Raw genomic sequence first — 15,612 nt, forward strand, 5'->3', positions numbered from 1 at the left:
AAAAAACTTTTAGTTTTTATATTAGTTTGTCTAATCTATTATTTAATCATAATAGACTGGCTCAATCGATCACTTGTTTAGATTTCAAAGATTGACTAATAGTTTAACAATTGTAAGTTAAAAGAACAACGATAAGAAAAAGGCTTTATTAACGTTGAAGTTAAAGGTGGTTTCTCGTTTCGTGAGCTGGAATTATATATGAGGGATGCTTAAAAATAGTTGAAATAATTGCAAAATATTTTACAAATTTAAATTTTATTTTTTATGTAGAAATTTGGAGAGCTTCCTTGCTCTCCGTTTGATTTAACGCCACCACTTTGATAGCAAATTTACATCTATGATTACATAGGCTGTGTTACTTCGTCCTTGATCTCGATAGTAACAGTTGTTCCGCTAGTATCATTTGTATATGCGGTATAGCCGTCAGTTGATGCACCTTTTTGCCAGCCAGCATCTTTAAATTCTACCTTGTCTCCAGCATCAGCTGTTATTTTTAGTGTATTATCACCATCTGTTAAGCTTATGACATCACTTAGTTTTACGCTTAAAGTAGTATTTTGGCTCTTGTTAGAGATATTAAGCTCCTCAAAGTTATGTGCATGATCTGCGATGCTATCTAAATTTATAGATGTTCCTGGATTTGTGATAGCTAATTTGTCATAACCAGTGCCACCATCTATATCATTACCTTGCATATCTGACTTTGCAATCGTTAATGAGTCATCGCCTGCGCCTAGCTTTATAGTAGAGTAATGGATATAGTTACCAACTTTGATGGTGTCGTTTCCACTTCCAGTTTCTACAGTACTATGATCTATATTTGTTCCAACTGTTAATGTATTGTTGCCATCGCCCAAATTTACATAAGAGCGATTTGTTATATATCCATCGACTTTGACGTTGTCATAACCATCTCCAGCAATTACTGATGCTCTATCGATATTTGTCTCTACTTTTAAGATATTATCTCCATTGCCTAAATTTAGTTTTGAGTCTTCTACCATGTCACCCCAAACACCGCCGCTCTTATGCACCGTTACTATATCGTCACCATCACCTAGTTTCACATCTGCTCTATGAGTGAATGTTTTAACATCTAGCTCTACTGCTTTACCTTGTGCTTCGATATTAACAGCGCTTGCGCTTTTTGGATTGTCATCAAGTAACAAGCCTGTTCTATTTGTGCCATAAATAGCGCTAGCATTTATAATAGTAGGTGCATCACTAAAGTCAAAGACTATCTCATCTTTGCCTGTTGATCCTTTGTTTCCAGCAGCGTCTGTTAGATATGCCCAAGCTTCAAAAACTTTACCATCAGAATCCTTGCCAAAAGGAATATGTTCCCATGTTCCTTGAATCATATTTTGTTTTACAAAGCCCACATAGCCTTTTGCTATATCTTCGGCTTTTATAGTATAAGTTAGCTCACCAGTAGCACCTGGTCCACCCCACATATAGTGCATAACATCACCAACTTTAACTGTACCATCGTTTGGAAGATATGCTTTCCAAGCTATACGTCCTGCGTGCTCAGGATTTAAATTCTCACTCCAGCTAAATTTACCATCATTGTTGAGATCATCTATCCATTCGACTTTTAAATTTGTCACTTTCGTATCAACAGTTATGGTTACTGGAGCAGCCTCGGCTGTGTTGCCAGCTTTGTCAGTAGTTTTTACTTTAAGCTCATGCTCGCCGTCGCTAAGCGGATTGCTTACTTCAAATTTCCAAGAACCATCACCTTTTGCCTCTACTTGACCGATCTTGTTTGTACCATCAAAGATCTCTACAGTTGAGCCAGCCTCTGCCTTGCCTGATAGAGTTGGTGTGTTATCGTTTGTTAGGCCTTTTAGTGTTTTGCCATCGACTGTCACATCATTGCCCTTAACATTACCATTTACAACGCCACCTGCAACATCATCGATAACGCTATCAAGTGTAACCTTAGTGCCTGTATCTACTGTTATAGTAGCTGGGTCAGAAGCCTTGGTCGCATTTGTGGCTGGAGATGAGGCTGTGATACTATGAGCACCTTCACCAAGTGGAGTGGCCGGAGTGATAGACCAGTTGCCAAATTTATCAGTTGTTGTGCTACCTATCTTAGTAGTGCCATCGTATAGCTCTACTACTGAGTTAGGGTCCGCCTTGCCGTTAAATGTCGGAGTACTATCGTTTGTTAGGCCTTTTTTAGTTACGCCATTTACCACTACGTCGTTATCTTTGACATTGCCGTGATCTATACCGCCTGCAACGTCGTCGATCACCTCTGTGATAGTGACAACATTTACGTTCGCTAAGAATGCATAGCCTGTATTGCTTCCACTATCGTTGCCATTTAGGTTAAGGTGGTCTGTGATAGTAGCATTAACACCTGTTGCATGGACATAATCTGACTTCACAACGCCATTTTCATACATATTATATAGTGGCACGCCAGTTATTTCGATAGCATTATTATTTAGCGCTGGGATGCCTGCATGTGTGACATTGCCAGCTGTATCGACCTCGTCAAAAGTCACAGTGCCGTCAGCCGCTTTGTGAATGATAAATGCCTTAACAAATGTTGGCTCTGGGTTATTTGCTGGGTATTGTTTTACACCAGTGTCAGCATAAATTTTGTTGTAGTCAGTTACAGCAACTGTTAGTTTATCGCCGTCTGAGAACACTTTTGGTAATGTTATGCGAGCTGTAGTGTGGCTGATATCGCCGTCCTTTATAGCGTCAGCTACGCTTATACCAGCATTTAGTGCTCCTGAGCCACTTCCTGAAACACTTGGATTATAAACTTTGTTACCTTCTATAAATTCAACCTTCGGAGCCTCCATGCTATCTCTAAATATCCATGTATTTCCGTTAGATTTATCTGCATGATCATCACCTTTTATACTCACTTCTATACCACGTGAGTGTGTATGATTATAGGTAGTTGTTGGCATATCGTGGATATCTATACCAAATTTCTCACCAGCGCCATTTGTAGATGTAAGACCAGCTTTTATAGGTGTCTTATCAGTCTCTGAAGTGATCTGATCAACTGTCATAGAGCCATCAGCTGCTTTATGAACTAAGAAATATTTATAAGCAGTCGTATCTATGCCACCTGTTTTTGCAAGAGAGGCTGCATCTGGTCCATATCCATATTTTACAGTTACGACATCGCCATCTTGAACATTCTCAGGTAGTGAGATGCGTGCTGTGGTGTGGTTGATATCGCCATCTAGCATAGCTGTATTTCTATTTTGATTTGTTATTTGATCTGATTTTTCATTTAGAACATTGCCATGCTCATCAAGCTCTACAAATTTAACTTCAGCCTTGCCAACATTTTCAAATTTAACACTTGAAGTAGCTTTAAGGGTTGTGCCTTCTAACTGAGCTGTTATATTTGCAGGATATCCATAAACTGTTTGAACATCGTTGTATGTGTACTCAACATTAAAGCCATTATCGCCGTCAAATACATTGTTGCCTTTTGTATCTATAACGCTTGTAATATTGCCACTAGCATCTTTATGAACTGTGTAATAGTCATTTATACCAGTGCCTACGACACGGATCTTGCTGCCATCCTTTGCAAGGTTTGGTATACTGATGGTTACAGTAGCTTTTGCGCCATCCTCAGCATAGTTCTCGCCTCTTGTGATAGTGCCGTTGCCATCTGCATCATCATTAAATTTGATAGTAAATTTATCTGGAGCAGTAGTCTCGCCTGTGGCTGTGTTGCCAGCGCCATCAGTAGCCTTTGCGGTCTGGAGTGTTGTCTTTTGTCGCATTGTCGCTGATAGTGACCTTGCCACTATGTGGATCAAGCTTAAAAGCACCTGTTGGAGCTGTCGTCTTGCCAGGAGTGCTATCTACAACCCAGCCAGCGCTTGGGTTTTTGACCACGGTTATAGTTTGCGTGTTGCCACCATTATCTGTGTATGAAATTTCAACTTTTGTCGCGTCATTGTCGTGAGGCACCACATCAACTGTGCCGTCAGCCTTTGGAGTAAGATCTACTTGCGGCGGCACAACGTCTGATACTGGAGTAGTAACTGGTGTACCATTGCCTGCATCATCTTTTGGAGTAACTTTTACCTCAGTACCTGGTTTTAGTGGTTCATTATTTGGTGTAGGAACACTAAATGTACCATCAGGATTTACTGGAACTGTAACTGGGGTATGACCAGGAATTTCAACAATTACAGTGGTATTTGGATCTGGATTTGGAACCTTACCAGTTACTACTGTTGAAGTGTTGTTAATTGGATCTAGAGTTACTGTTGGGGTAGTAGTATCTACAAAACCAGCGTCACCACCAGCATTATCGGCTGCGCCGCTTACGCCGCCTATCCTCTCAGCACCCCTTGCGCTGTTTAGATCACCTATAGAGCGGAAATTTTCATTGATATTTGAGTAGTGACCGCCCTCATCAAATGACGCCGCACCAAGGCTAACGCCATCTCCGCCACCAGCTGCGGCTGCGTTACCACCAGCGGCAGTCTCCTCTAGTTTTGTTAGATCCTCGCCGTTTAACAACGCTTTTTGCAAATCGCTAACATCGGCTACTTTATTTGAATTTTGTCCTGCAGCTACATTTTCGTCAAGTTTTAACGACTCATCACCCAAGATGGTGACATCTTTGCCATTGTCCATTGAAACTACGGCTTTAGAAGAAGCTGAAGAGGTCTTTATAACCTCCACAAGATATAAAGCGTCGCCAACTTTTAAAACGCGGCTAACGCCATTTTGATTTACAGCTACCACTAAGCCTGAGATTTGTTTGATTACTCCTACTTGAGTTTGCATGTCTATACTTATCGTAAAATAAATTTTACGTAATTTTAAGACATTTTAATCCTCTTTGTATATTGTACTTGGGTACAGTTGTGACATTATTGTGCTGCGATAACCTCAATTTCTACAAGTGCATCTTTTGGCAAAGTCTTCACAGCCACCGTGCTTCTAGCTGGATATGGCTCTTTGAAAAATTTAGCGTATGTGACATTTACTTTGGCAAAATCTGCCATATCTGCTAAAAAGATCGTAGTCTTTACGACATTATCAAAACTAAGTCCAGCCTCAGCCAAAATATTTTGTAAATTTGTAAGTGATTGCTCAGCTTGAGCCTCTACGCTACTGCCTGCAAACTCGCCTGCTGGTGTGACACCAAGCTGACCTGAGATAAATAAAAATCCATTCGCGCTAATCGCCTGAGAATATGGTCCGATCGCTTGTGGGGCGTTTTTTGTTGAAATTTGTTTTTTCATATCTTCTCCTTTGAAATTTGGCAAAATCCTACTATAAATTTCTAAATTTTTAGGCACCAAAGGCTATAATGAGCAAAATTTCAAAAGGACAAAGATGCAAATAACCCTTGCACCAAACGAATTTTTAGATGACTACGTGCTTGGCGCGCAGCTTGCCAAAAACGCGGGCATCTCATCAAACGCCTATCTCTTTTGGAAAAATGCGATCAGCGCTAAATTTGAAAACTCGCGCATCGTTTTTCTTAGAAAAAAGAGTGTCCCAGAGAAATTTGCAAGCGCTTTGCAAGCTTGCACGCCCTTAAATGGCCTCGTGCCAACTGGCGTTTTTTGCTCATTTACCTCACTTGCCCCATCCCACCTCGTGGCGAAAAATGGCTCGAAAATTTATGAGCTTTTTGAATTTCATGAAATTTGCGGTATCAAATTTTTAAATTTAAAGAAATTTTATGATGATTTTAAGCTTAGCTACTCGTATAGAATTTATATAGAAAAGTGCAAATTTTTCTCGCCAGCGCCCTTTGAAAAGCGCATAAAACTGACTGAGACTATGTGTCTTGGCTACTACTAGCCACCTCGTAAACGATTAGCGCCTCAGTTTTGTAGCCCCCTATCCTATCTTTATATAGTAAAATTTCGTCGTTTTCTCTTTTGGCGTAAATTTTAATGTGAGCGGAGTTTGTGCTCTCATCGTAGTCCTCGTATATAAATTTAAACTCCTCACTATCCAGTGTGACAAACTGCAGTGCCTGAAACGAAACAGCAAGCACCATCTTCTCGCTAATGCCACTTGTTCTAAATTTATCAGCCAGCTTCACTACAAACGACCCCACGTCGCTAAAGTACTCTTCAGGGCTTTCATACTCGCTTTCAAAAACTACTATCTCATTTAGTGACCACTCATTTTGCGTCTTGTTTTGCTCAAATTTCTGCCTTTTTCTTATGGCAGCTTTTAAAAATATCCCTTGGGGTTTTAAGATAAAGCCCTCGTTTAAAATTTGCTTTAGCTTTAAATTTCTAATTTCACTTTTGGTTTTGGTAAAAAATCTAAGTAGTGGCTTTGCTTGATCGTTGCAAAAAGTTTTCATTTTGGGAGAAATTCCGCTAGCTTAGGCTGCTAGCGGATCAAATTTAGATTTTTTTATAAGGTGCTTGGCCTACTTCGTAGAAGTTATTGCCCTCGCAGTCGATAGCGACTATCGCTGGGAAGTCTTCGACTGTGAGCCTTGCGACTGCCTCTGGTCCTAGCTCTGGATAGGCTAGTACTTCATATTTTTTGATACTTTGGCTAATGACCGCTCCGATGCCGCCGATAGCGACCATATAAACACAGCATGATTTTTTCATCGCATCAACTACGGCGTCGTTTCGGTAGCCTTTGCCGATCATGCCATTTATGCCAACTTCGTTTATCATAGTTGGTGTGTATTTGTCCATTCTGCCGCTTGTTGTTGGGCCTGCTGCACCGATAGCTTGGTTTGGTTTAGCTGGTGTTGGTCCGACGTAGTAGATAGTCTCGCCTTTTAGCTCAACTGGCAACTTCTCGCCACGTGCTAGAGCCTCTGTTAGCGCCTTGTGAGCGGCGTCACGAGCAGCGATGATAGTGCCTGAGATTAGGACATTGTCGCCTGCTTTTAGGCTTTTTACCACCTCTTTATCAAATGGTGCTGTTATTCTTTTTACTTCTGACATGTTATCTCCTTAAAGCTCGGCGTCTGCGTGGCGTGCAGCGTGGCAGTTGATATTTATGGCTACTGGTAGGCCTGCGATGTGAGTTGGATACCACTCGACATTTACTTTTATAGCGGTTGTATCGCCGCCAAGTCCTTGAGGACCGACGCCTGTTTTGCTAGCAAGCTCAAGAAGCTCATCTTCAAGTTTTGCATATCTAGCATCGGCATTTTTGCTATCTACTGGACGAACTGCAGCTTGTTTGGCTAGAAGTGCAGCTTTATCCATGGTGCCGCCTATGCCAACGCCTATTGTCATTGGAGGGCAAGCGTTTGGTCCAGCGTATTTTACAGCCTCTAAAAATACCTTTTTAACGCCCTCTATGCCATCAGCTGGCACAAGCATTTTTAGTATTGATTTGTTCTCACTACCAAAGCCTTTTGGAGCGACTTTTATCTTTAGCTTATCGCCTGGGACGATCCTAGTGTGGATGACTGCTGGAGTGTTGTTTGTGGTGTTTTTTCTCTCAAAAAGTGGCTCAGCAACGACTGATTTTCTAAGGTAGCCCTCAGTGTAGCCCTTCGCAACGCCTTCGTTGATCGCATCTTCGATATATCCGCCCTCGATATGCACATCCTGACCGATCTCGACAAATACAACCGTCATACCTGTATCTTGGCAAATAGGCGCAACGCCCTCTTCTGCTAGCTTGGCATTTTGCAAAATTTTGCCCAAGATATCTTTACCTAGAGATGAGCTCTCAGTGGTTTGAGCTTTTGTAAAAGCAGCCTTTAGATCTGGTGTAACGACGTAACAGGCTTGTTTGCAAAGCTTTGCAACAGTCTCTTTTATATCTTTTACGTTTACCGTTCTCATTTATCCTCCTCGTAAAAAACAATTTTTAATTATATAAATTATATGTAAAATTTAAGATTAAATTATAATATTAAATTTAATCACCCAACCTCGGTGTTTAAATACTCTTAAGCAACTTTGGATAAACTACAACAAACTTAAATTTCAAAGGAAAAGTTATGAATTCGTTCGTCATCGTGATACTTGTTATCGCAGTCATTTTTGTCTTTTTCATCAGCCTTTACAACTCACTTGTTGCAAAGCAAAACCAGGTAAAAAGCGTGGAGGCTGGCATCGACGCACAGCTAAAAAGAAGATATGACCTCATACCAAATTTAGTAGCTACTGCAAAAGAGTACATGGTGCATGAAAAGAGCCTACTAGAAAACATCACTGCCCTTAGAGAGAGTGCTAGAAGCGCCTCTACAAATGAGGAGAAATTTGAGCTAAATAACAAAATTTCAGGCTTGCTAAATGGTTTAAGAGTGAGCGTAGAAAACTACCCAGACCTAAAAGCAAATCAAAATTTACTTCACATCCAAAGCACACTAAATGAGATTGAAGAGCAAATTTCAGCTGCCAGACGTGCTTACAACTCAGCCATTGAAATTTACAACAACGCCATACAGATGTTTCCCTCAAACATCGTAGCTTCAATGTTTGGCTTTCACAAAGATGTATTTTTTGATATCCCTGAAAATGAAGCAGTTGCTCCAAACGTCGGTGATCTTTTTAAAAAATAAGGCATAAAAAATGCAAGCAGACGAACTAAAGGGCATCGATCTAAGCGACCTTGACGAGCTTGAAAAAGAGCGCCTTGCCATGGGGAAAAAAGCCTTTAAAATGATCGTTTATGGCTTCCTTGGCGCCATAGTTACAGGTGGCATTTTAGCCTCATTGCACCTTGGAAATTTATTTTTCTTTTTGCTAATAGGCGGAGTTTTTTATCTTGGCAAGACAATAAGTGAGTTAAAAAAAGAGCTTACATTAAATTTTAAAGAAAAAGTAGTTGGCGTAATCGTAAAAAGCTATGGTCTAAATTTCAATGCCTATAGTGGGTTAAAATTGGATGATTTTTTTAAAATTTATGACGTTTATGTAAATAGACACAATGCAGAAGATATGATCTACGGACAGATCGATAACACACAGTTTAAGCTTTGCGATTTTTATGCAGCAGAGGAGACAAGATCCAGCAAAGGAGGCACCTATACGACGGTAAAATTTCAAGGTATTTTGCTAAAGGCTGAGTTTAAAAAAGAGTTAAACGCCACGATCTACGTCTGCGATAAAAAGCAAACTTCTGATCTAAGAAGCGAGGGCGAACAAGCGACGATGGATAACCCTAAATTTAATGAGCTTTTTAAGACCTACACGACTGATCAGATCGCTGCAAGATATGCTCTGACGCCAAAGCTGATGGAAAATTTAACCACTCTAAGAACTAAATTTAATGCCCCACTCTCGGCAGCGTTTTTAAAAAATGAAATTTTCATCGCGATCGATCTTAGAAAGGATAGCTTTGAGCCTGATCTTCAAATGCCACTAAATAGCAATGAGAGTGTGCAAAACTACATCTCAAGTATCAGCGACTTTTTGCAGATCATGCGCGATCTGGAGCTAAACAAAAACATCTGGAAGAGCTAAATTTATAAAATGCCAGATAAGACAAAGCTCAAAGAAGGCGACATATTTTACGTCTATAATGACTACTACAAGAAATTTTTCTTTGGCAAGATCTTAGCTGATATCATGAACCGTTTTGTAAAGCGAGCGAATGAGGGGCTTCTTTGGCCGCTTGATTTTTTTAGTGACTGCTACTTGGTTGCTGTTTATAAAGATATAGCAGATACGCCAGTGCTAAAAAGCCGTGAATTTATAATCCCTGGTAGCTTCATCTACAAAAGCAGTTTCAACCGCAAAAATAAAGACGCTATAAAGTGGGTCTATTATGATCACGAAGATATCAACTACAAAGAGCTAGAATTTCCAGAGTATCTCATCAGTAGCAATGATAAAATTTGCCTACAACGGGGAGAGCTTAGCATACCAACTGGCTTAACTCGCGCGCAATATGAGAATGAATTTAACATTACTGGCACTAAAACTGGTGGCATAAACTACTCAAATGCCCTGCTTTTACAAGGCTTGCCAGCGTATAAAGATAGGATAGATTATAGCGATCTTCGCCTTTTGCCAGAGCTTCGTAAAAAGCTCTATGAGATGATAGGCGAGGATCCAGATATGCCATACTACGAGCTAGCATTAAAGCATGGCAAAGATCTAGCACGCTTTTATCAAGATAAATTTAGCCATAAAAATAGATAAGCAAATTTGGCCACAAAAGAGCTATTAAGAGGCGTTTTAAAATTTAACAAAAGAAATTTGGCTCTCTTGTTGCAGCCTAGATGAGCGCGATAGAGAAATTTATAACGAAATTTCGTGACATCGTATCTACGAGCCAAGGCTAATTAACTTTAGTAAATTTAAATATCACAAGCAATATTACTCGGCTACTTTTGCGAGCAGTTGATAAATTTTAAAACTCACAAGCCATTTTAAAATTTATAACCAAATTTATGAAAAAGGTGTTAGTGACGCCTTTAGAGTTTAGGGCTATTTAAAAACGTAGTGCCACTTTAAATTTTGTGATTTTGTGAGACTAAATTTGATGGCTTAAAGTCTTTAAAAAGCGCAATGCCACTTAAATTTGCCCTATTTTATGATTTGTGAGGTTAAATTTAATGGCTCAAAAAGCCATTAAATTTATAAACTAAGCCTGAGCAGGCTCCTCTTCTTCTTTTATCTTTTTTCTAACTTTTACGCGTGAGATGCTAGCTCCATCCATCTTTCTCACCTCATAGTAGCAGTTTTCATCCTCGATCTTATCCCCAACTACTGGCAAACGACCGATAAGGTTAAAGACATATCCGCCGATCGTGACTTGATCGGTCTCTTCATCAAAGCTTATGCCAAGAAGCTCCTCAACACTCTCTAGATCATATCTGCCTTGGAATTCATAGATGTTTTCATTTATCTTTTTGTAGTGTTGATCGACCTCGTCATGCTCATCGTTAAAGTCGCCAAGCACCTCCTCCATGATATCCTCCATCGTAAGAAGTCCAGCCGTGCCGCCGTACTCATCAACGACAAGCGCAGCTGAAATTTGCTCCTTGTTCATCATCACAAGCACCTTTGATATAGAAAGGCTCTCAGGCACGATGACAAATTTACGCACGATCGCATCAAAACTCTTCTCTTTATCCTCGCTAAAGTGTAGCTGCAAGATATCTCTAATGTGTATCATGCCCAAAATGATATCTTTTGAGCCGTCTATATAAGGATAGCGAGTATATTTTGACTCAAAAACGACTTGTAAATTTTCTTCAAAGCTCTTTTGTTTGTTTATACAGATCATGTCGCGTCTTGGCGTCATAACCTCTTTTGCGACCGTGTCACTAAAATCAACTGCGTTTTTGATAAGCTCAGTCTCAAAGCTATCAAGCACGCCGCCCTTTAAGCTCTCACCAACGATGATCTTGATCTCCTCTTCAGAGTGCGCTAGCTCATTCTCTTTTGCTGGCTGGATGCCTAAAATTTTAAGTCCAGATGTAGCTAGGATGTCAAAAAGCTTTATGATAGGCGAAAACAGTATCCAGAAAAAGTGAAGCGGACGAGCGATTTTAAGCACTGCTGATTCTGATTTGGCTATGGCGACTGACTTTGGTACAAGCTCGCCCATAACGACGTGAAGTAGCGTGATAAGCGTAAATGCGATCGCAAAGCCGACTGTATGAACTAAGATATCACTAAGATTAAAAACATTTTTAAGTGGGGCTTCTATGAGCCTTGCGACTGCTGGCTCACCGATCCAACCAAGGGCGAGCGAGCTTAGCGTGATGCCAAGCTGAGTGGCGCTAAGATAGGTATCAAGCTTGTTTGACATCTCAAAAGCAAGCTGGGCGTTTGGCTTTTTCTCTTTGATAAGCTCTTCAAGTCTAGACTTGCGAACCTTGACAAGGGAAAATTCCGACAAAACAAAAAATGCGTTTAGTAAAATGAATATAATGGCAAGTATTACCATTAAAAGCGAGTTATCGCTACTGGGGTACAATTATGATCCTTAAGAGTTAAAAATTTTGGCTGATTATAGCGAATTTATATTTAGCGGTCAAATTAGCCGCGCCCAAAAGTAACAACTTTTCTTAAATTTAAGATTTATAAAAAGTTCTTAAATCATATTTTGGTAACATTATTTTCATCACTAAATTTATGGATTTTACAATGAGCAAAAAGAATTTTTCATCACGCTGGGCTTTTATACTAGCCTCAGTTGGTTCAGCCGTTGGTATGGCAAATGTTTGGGGCTTTCCTTACAAGCTTGGCACAAATGGTGGTGGAGCGTTTTTACTCATCTACATCTTTTTTGTGGCACTTTTTTCTTACGTTGGCTTAAGCGCAGAGTATGCGATCGGCAGACGCGCAAAGACTGGCACGCTAGGATCATATAAATTTGCTTGGCAAAGTAGAAATTTAGGCGTCATCGGCAGCATCGTTGGCTGGCTCCCACTTGCTGGCTCGCTTTGCATAGCCATCGGCTACGCTGTCATCATCGCTTACGTGCTAAAAGCCCTTACTCAGGCGCTTACTGGCTCATTTATGAGCGTTGATACAAATGTTTGGTTTAACTCATTTGCGCTTTATGAGTACTCAGTCCTGCCATATCACTTTATAGTGATCGTTGGCACGCTTCTTACGCTATTTTTTGGAGCAAAAAGCATCGAAAAAACTAATAAAATCATGATGCCACTATTTTTCGTGTTATTTGCCATTTTGGCTATAAATGTCGCGATGCTTCCAAACGCATTTGAGGGGTATAAATTTCTATTTATCCCTGATTTTAGCAAGCTTGAAGATCCGATGGTGTGGGTCACTGCGATGGGTCAAGCCTTTTTCTCGCTCTCTATCACGGGTTCTGGCATGATAGTTTATGGAGCATATCTTTCAAAGAACGAAGACGTCGTTGCAAGTGCAAAAACTACGGCATTTTTTGACACGCTTGCAGCCCTTGTGGCAGCGCTTGTCATGATCCCAGCGGTCTTTGCCTACGCTATGGATCCAGCTGAGGGTCCAAAGCTACTTTTCGTAACGCTTCCTAAAATTTTACAAAATATGATCGGCGGTCAAATTTTTGCGATCATACTATTTACTGCAGTCATCTTTGGCGGTATCACCTCGCTTCAAAATATGTTTGAAGTGGTAGCTGAGTCACTTATGCATAAATTCCCACGCCTTAGTAGATTTTGGGTGCTTGCTCTGCTTTGCGTGGTTTGCTTTGGGGTTGGAGCGTTTATGGAGCCTATTAGCAGCTGGGGACCTTGGATGGACTTTGTCTCTATCTATATCATCCCGATCGGCGCAGTCATCGGCGCAATATCTTGGTTTTGGATCATCAAAAAAGAAGAAATTTTAGACGAGGTAAATTCAGGAGCAAATAAAACTTACGGCTCATTTTGGTACTTTGTGGGTAAATTTATCTATGTGCCAATAGCCTTTTTGCTCTGCATCATCGCCATTAGCAAGGGAATTTCTTTTTAACTTAGCCCATCAAAAGACGAGCTAAGTCTAAATTTGAAGTTATTTTAGCTTTTTAGAGCCGATATAAGTAGCAAAGACCTCTTGCGAGCCATCTTTTTTAAAGAGTATGATGTCGTATTGCTCGGCTTTACCGCCTTGCTCCATACCTTGACTCTCCATAGGCATGCCAGGCACTGCGATACCAACGACATCTTTTGGTTTAAGCTCAAGCAGGCGCTTGACCTCATCAGCTGGCACGTGACCCTCGATAACGTAGCCATCAACGATAGCTGTGTGGCAGCTTGAAAGCTCTAGTGGCACGTGAAATTCTTTTTTAACCTTAACCATATCATCTACTTTTATGGTCTCTTCGCTAAAGCCAGCTTTTTGCATAGCACTCGCCCAGTTGCCACAACAACCGCAAGTTGGGCTTTTATAGACCTTCATATCGGCCGCAAGTGCTAAGGTCGCACAAAGACTAAGAGCTAAAAATGCAAATTTCTTCATCATTTTCCTTTACGTTAAAATTTGCAAAATGATATAGTTTGGGTTTAAATTTTATATAAATGCTTAAACCTTGCCTGCTATAATTGCCAAAATTTACAAAAGGCACTTTATGTTTTCATCATTTTTCAAAGACAAAAAATGGGCGCTTTGGGCTTACGGCGGAGCGCTATTTATCATCTTACTACTTGTCTATCAAACACATCTAAACGTCCGCATCAACGAGTGGTATAAAAATTTCTACGACATCGTGCAAAACTCAAAGGATCACAAAGTAGATGAGTTTTGGCGCGAGATATTAAATTTCATAAAGATTGCCATGCCTTACGTCGTGACCTACACGGTGATATCGTTCTTTGCGAGCCACTGGGTCTTTCGCTGGAGGGAGGCGATGACCTTTAAATATCTCAAATTTTGGCGAAACTGCCAAAACGACATCGAGGGTAGCTCGCAGCGTATCCAAGAGGACGTTTATCGCTTTGCTAAGATCATGGAGAGCCTTGGCGTGCAGGTTTTAAAGGCATTTATGACGCTGATTGCCTTTATACCGGTGCTTTGGGAGCTAAGCAAAAGCGTGAGCCTACCTTTCATCAAGGACATCGAGGGCTCACTAGTTTATATCGCGCTACTAATTAGCGTCGGAGGCCTCATTGTATCGTGGTTTGTGGGCATAAAGCTGCCACACCTTGAGTATAACAACCAAAAAGCGGAGGCTGCATTTAGAAAAGAGCTAGTTTATGGCGAGGATGATAAGCTCAAATTTTGCCAGCCAAACGTTATGCTAGAGCTTTTTACAGGGGTCAAGCTAAACTACTACAAGCTATTTTTGCACTACGGCTACTTTAATCTCTGGCTCATCTCGTTTTCGCAAATTCTTGTCATCGTACCTTACATCATCATGGGAAATGGCCTATTTAGCGGCGTCATCACGCTTGGTGTTTTGATCCAAGCTAGCAATGCTTTCTCGCAGGTCAGAGAGAGTTTTAGTGTCTTTATTGATAACTGGACGACGATAACGGAGCTAAGATCGGTCAATAAGCGTTTGAGAGAATTTGAGAGAAATATAGACTATAAAGCGTAGGGGTTAAATTTACATACTGAAGAAACTCTGATAAATTTTAAAATTTCATGAACGAGTAATTTCGGCTCTAAAATTTGAGCTAAGCGATAAGCAAAGCCAAATTTTAGTAGTCAATTCTTGCGAGTGAGTGAAATTTTAAAATTTACTTTGAGATGTAAATTTATCAAAAGGGAGACAATGGGACTTGAATTACGTTCTGCTTGCAGTTGCGAGCTTGTGAAGCAAAGCCGTCCCCTTATCCCCCTTTAAAATCCCCCAATCCCCTCGCACGTTCAAAGTGCATGCAAATGTGCTTCGCACTGCATGCGATCTATTATAGGACAAGTGTTTGACAAATTTTAAAATTTATGAGCGAGCATATCACGGCTCTAAATTTAGTGGCGAGTGGCTACGAGACCTAAATTTAGTAGTCTGCTAAGGCGAGTGAGTAAAGTTTTAAAATTTGTAAATTTGCTTCGTCAATTCATATAAGTGTCAAGTAAATTTTAAAATTTCATGAGCGAGTAATTTCGGCTCTAAAATTTGAGCTAAGCTGTAAGCGAAGCCAAATTTTAGTAGTCAATTCTTGCGAGTAAATGAAATTTTAAAATTTGCGCGATAGTAAATTTCTATTTTTGAAATCGCAAAATTTAAATTTCACTCCTCGTTTAACAATGCATATCCAACACAAGCTAT

14 protein-coding genes are annotated in these 15,612 nt (G+C 40.3%); 6 read left to right on the forward strand and 8 right to left on the reverse strand.

All coding sequences use genetic code 11. The features are described 5' to 3' along the window. Positions 1-341: 341 nt before the first annotated feature. The 3 genes from CVS81_RS06735 to CVS81_RS06745 form a co-directional block, all read right to left on the reverse strand. Entirely contained in the window at positions 342-3,773 is a 3,432-nt protein-coding gene (locus tag CVS81_RS06735) for an Ig-like domain-containing protein (protein WP_107965498.1), read from the reverse strand. Continuing rightward, positions 3,733-4,791, reverse strand: a complete 1,059-nt coding sequence (locus tag CVS81_RS06740; RefSeq protein ID WP_107965499.1) for a retention module-containing protein — start codon at positions 4,789-4,791, stop codon at positions 3,733-3,735. Before CVS81_RS06740 ends, CVS81_RS06735 begins: the two co-directional genes overlap by 41 nt. A gap of 86 nt (positions 4,792-4,877) precedes the next feature. Then, entirely contained in the window at positions 4,878-5,252 is a 375-nt protein-coding gene (locus tag CVS81_RS06745; RefSeq protein WP_021090165.1) for a RidA family protein, read from the reverse strand. 94 nt (positions 5,253-5,346) lie between these two features. Between CVS81_RS06745 and CVS81_RS06750 the strand changes: the two genes are divergently transcribed. Then, on the forward strand, positions 5,347-5,820 hold the full coding sequence (locus CVS81_RS06750; protein WP_002942954.1) for a hypothetical protein: 474 nt from the start codon (positions 5,347-5,349) through the stop codon (positions 5,818-5,820). Here CVS81_RS06750 and CVS81_RS06755 read toward each other — a convergent pair. From CVS81_RS06755 to CVS81_RS06765, 3 genes are read right to left on the reverse strand one after another with little or no spacing between them, the layout of a single operon-like run. Further along, positions 5,798-6,337 carry an L-cystine-binding protein TcyA gene (locus tag CVS81_RS06755; RefSeq protein ID WP_107965500.1) on the reverse strand — a complete coding sequence of 180 codons (540 nt, stop codon included), beginning with the start codon at positions 6,335-6,337 and terminating at the stop codon, positions 5,798-5,800. The genes CVS81_RS06750 and CVS81_RS06755 overlap by 23 nt on opposite strands. A 43-nt stretch (positions 6,338-6,380) precedes the next feature. After that, a complete protein-coding gene (locus CVS81_RS06760) occupies positions 6,381-6,941 on the reverse strand; it encodes a Fe-S-containing hydro-lyase (RefSeq protein ID WP_002942950.1) in 561 nt (186 codons plus the stop codon). 9 nt (positions 6,942-6,950) lie between these two features. Next, positions 6,951-7,796, reverse strand: a complete 846-nt coding sequence (locus CVS81_RS06765; RefSeq protein ID WP_009295312.1) for a fumarate hydratase — start codon at positions 7,794-7,796, stop codon at positions 6,951-6,953. 158 nt (positions 7,797-7,954) lie between these two features. On the opposite strand from CVS81_RS06765, the gene CVS81_RS06770 reads away from it, so the two are divergent. The 3 genes from CVS81_RS06770 to CVS81_RS06780 are packed head-to-tail and all read left to right on the forward strand — an operon-like array spanning position 7,955 to position 10,103. Beyond that, complete coding sequence (locus CVS81_RS06770; RefSeq protein WP_107965501.1) at positions 7,955-8,518, forward strand: LemA family protein; 564 nt, start codon at positions 7,955-7,957, stop codon at positions 8,516-8,518. Between the two features lie 10 nt (positions 8,519-8,528). Further along, complete coding sequence (locus tag CVS81_RS06775) at positions 8,529-9,422, forward strand: DUF3137 domain-containing protein (protein ID WP_107965502.1); 894 nt, start codon at positions 8,529-8,531, stop codon at positions 9,420-9,422. Between the two features lie 9 nt (positions 9,423-9,431). Then, positions 9,432-10,103, forward strand: a complete 672-nt coding sequence (locus CVS81_RS06780) for a sugar transporter (RefSeq protein ID WP_107965503.1) — start codon at positions 9,432-9,434, stop codon at positions 10,101-10,103. Positions 10,104-10,548: 445 nt separating this feature from the next. Here CVS81_RS06780 and CVS81_RS06785 read toward each other — a convergent pair whose 3' ends face one another. Beyond that, on the reverse strand, positions 10,549-11,889 hold the full coding sequence (locus CVS81_RS06785) for a hemolysin family protein (protein WP_021086551.1): 1,341 nt from the start codon (positions 11,887-11,889) through the stop codon (positions 10,549-10,551). A gap of 170 nt (positions 11,890-12,059) precedes the next feature. Here CVS81_RS06785 and CVS81_RS06790 point away from each other — a divergent pair, with 170 nt between their 5' ends. Next, complete coding sequence (locus tag CVS81_RS06790; RefSeq protein ID WP_107965504.1) at positions 12,060-13,373, forward strand: sodium-dependent transporter; 1,314 nt, start codon at positions 12,060-12,062, stop codon at positions 13,371-13,373. 39 nt (positions 13,374-13,412) lie between these two features. Here the strand turns inward: CVS81_RS06790 and CVS81_RS06795 are convergent, their stop codons facing one another. After that, on the reverse strand, positions 13,413-13,859 hold the full coding sequence (locus CVS81_RS06795) for a DUF411 domain-containing protein (protein WP_107965505.1): 447 nt from the start codon (positions 13,857-13,859) through the stop codon (positions 13,413-13,415). Positions 13,860-13,968: 109 nt separating this feature from the next. Here CVS81_RS06795 and CVS81_RS06800 point away from each other — a divergent pair, with 109 nt between their 5' ends. Continuing rightward, on the forward strand, positions 13,969-14,937 hold the full coding sequence (locus CVS81_RS06800; RefSeq protein ID WP_107965506.1) for a putative transporter: 969 nt from the start codon (positions 13,969-13,971) through the stop codon (positions 14,935-14,937). Positions 14,938-15,612 lie beyond the last annotated feature (675 nt).

The sequence above is a fragment of the Campylobacter concisus genome (genome assembly GCF_003049065.1).
Classification (GTDB): domain Bacteria; phylum Campylobacterota; class Campylobacteria; order Campylobacterales; family Campylobacteraceae; genus Campylobacter_A; species Campylobacter_A concisus_BE.

What these genes read in the sequence shown, in the direction of transcription:
- CVS81_RS06735 (WP_107965498.1), bottom strand. Translation starts at nt 3,773, where the DNA reads ATGCGACAAAAGACAACACTCCAGACCGCAAAGGCTACTGATGGCGCT.
- CVS81_RS06740 (WP_107965499.1), bottom strand. Translation starts at nt 4,791, where the DNA reads ATGCAAACTCAAGTAGGAGTAATCAAACAAATCTCAGGCTTAGTGGTA.
- CVS81_RS06745 (WP_021090165.1), bottom strand. Translation starts at nt 5,252, where the DNA reads ATGAAAAAACAAATTTCAACAAAAAACGCCCCACAAGCGATCGGACCA.
- CVS81_RS06750 (WP_002942954.1), top strand. Translation starts at nt 5,347, where the DNA reads ATGCAAATAACCCTTGCACCAAACGAATTTTTAGATGACTACGTGCTT.
- CVS81_RS06755 (WP_107965500.1), bottom strand. Translation starts at nt 6,337, where the DNA reads ATGAAAACTTTTTGCAACGATCAAGCAAAGCCACTACTTAGATTTTTT.
- CVS81_RS06760 (WP_002942950.1), bottom strand. Translation starts at nt 6,941, where the DNA reads ATGTCAGAAGTAAAAAGAATAACAGCACCATTTGATAAAGAGGTGGTA.
- CVS81_RS06765 (WP_009295312.1), bottom strand. Translation starts at nt 7,796, where the DNA reads ATGAGAACGGTAAACGTAAAAGATATAAAAGAGACTGTTGCAAAGCTT.
- CVS81_RS06770 (WP_107965501.1), top strand. Translation starts at nt 7,955, where the DNA reads ATGAATTCGTTCGTCATCGTGATACTTGTTATCGCAGTCATTTTTGTC.
- CVS81_RS06775 (WP_107965502.1), top strand. Translation starts at nt 8,529, where the DNA reads ATGCAAGCAGACGAACTAAAGGGCATCGATCTAAGCGACCTTGACGAG.
- CVS81_RS06780 (WP_107965503.1), top strand. Translation starts at nt 9,432, where the DNA reads ATGCCAGATAAGACAAAGCTCAAAGAAGGCGACATATTTTACGTCTAT.
- CVS81_RS06790 (WP_107965504.1), top strand. Translation starts at nt 12,060, where the DNA reads ATGAGCAAAAAGAATTTTTCATCACGCTGGGCTTTTATACTAGCCTCA.
- CVS81_RS06795 (WP_107965505.1), bottom strand. Translation starts at nt 13,859, where the DNA reads ATGAAGAAATTTGCATTTTTAGCTCTTAGTCTTTGTGCGACCTTAGCA.
- CVS81_RS06800 (WP_107965506.1), top strand. Translation starts at nt 13,969, where the DNA reads ATGTTTTCATCATTTTTCAAAGACAAAAAATGGGCGCTTTGGGCTTAC.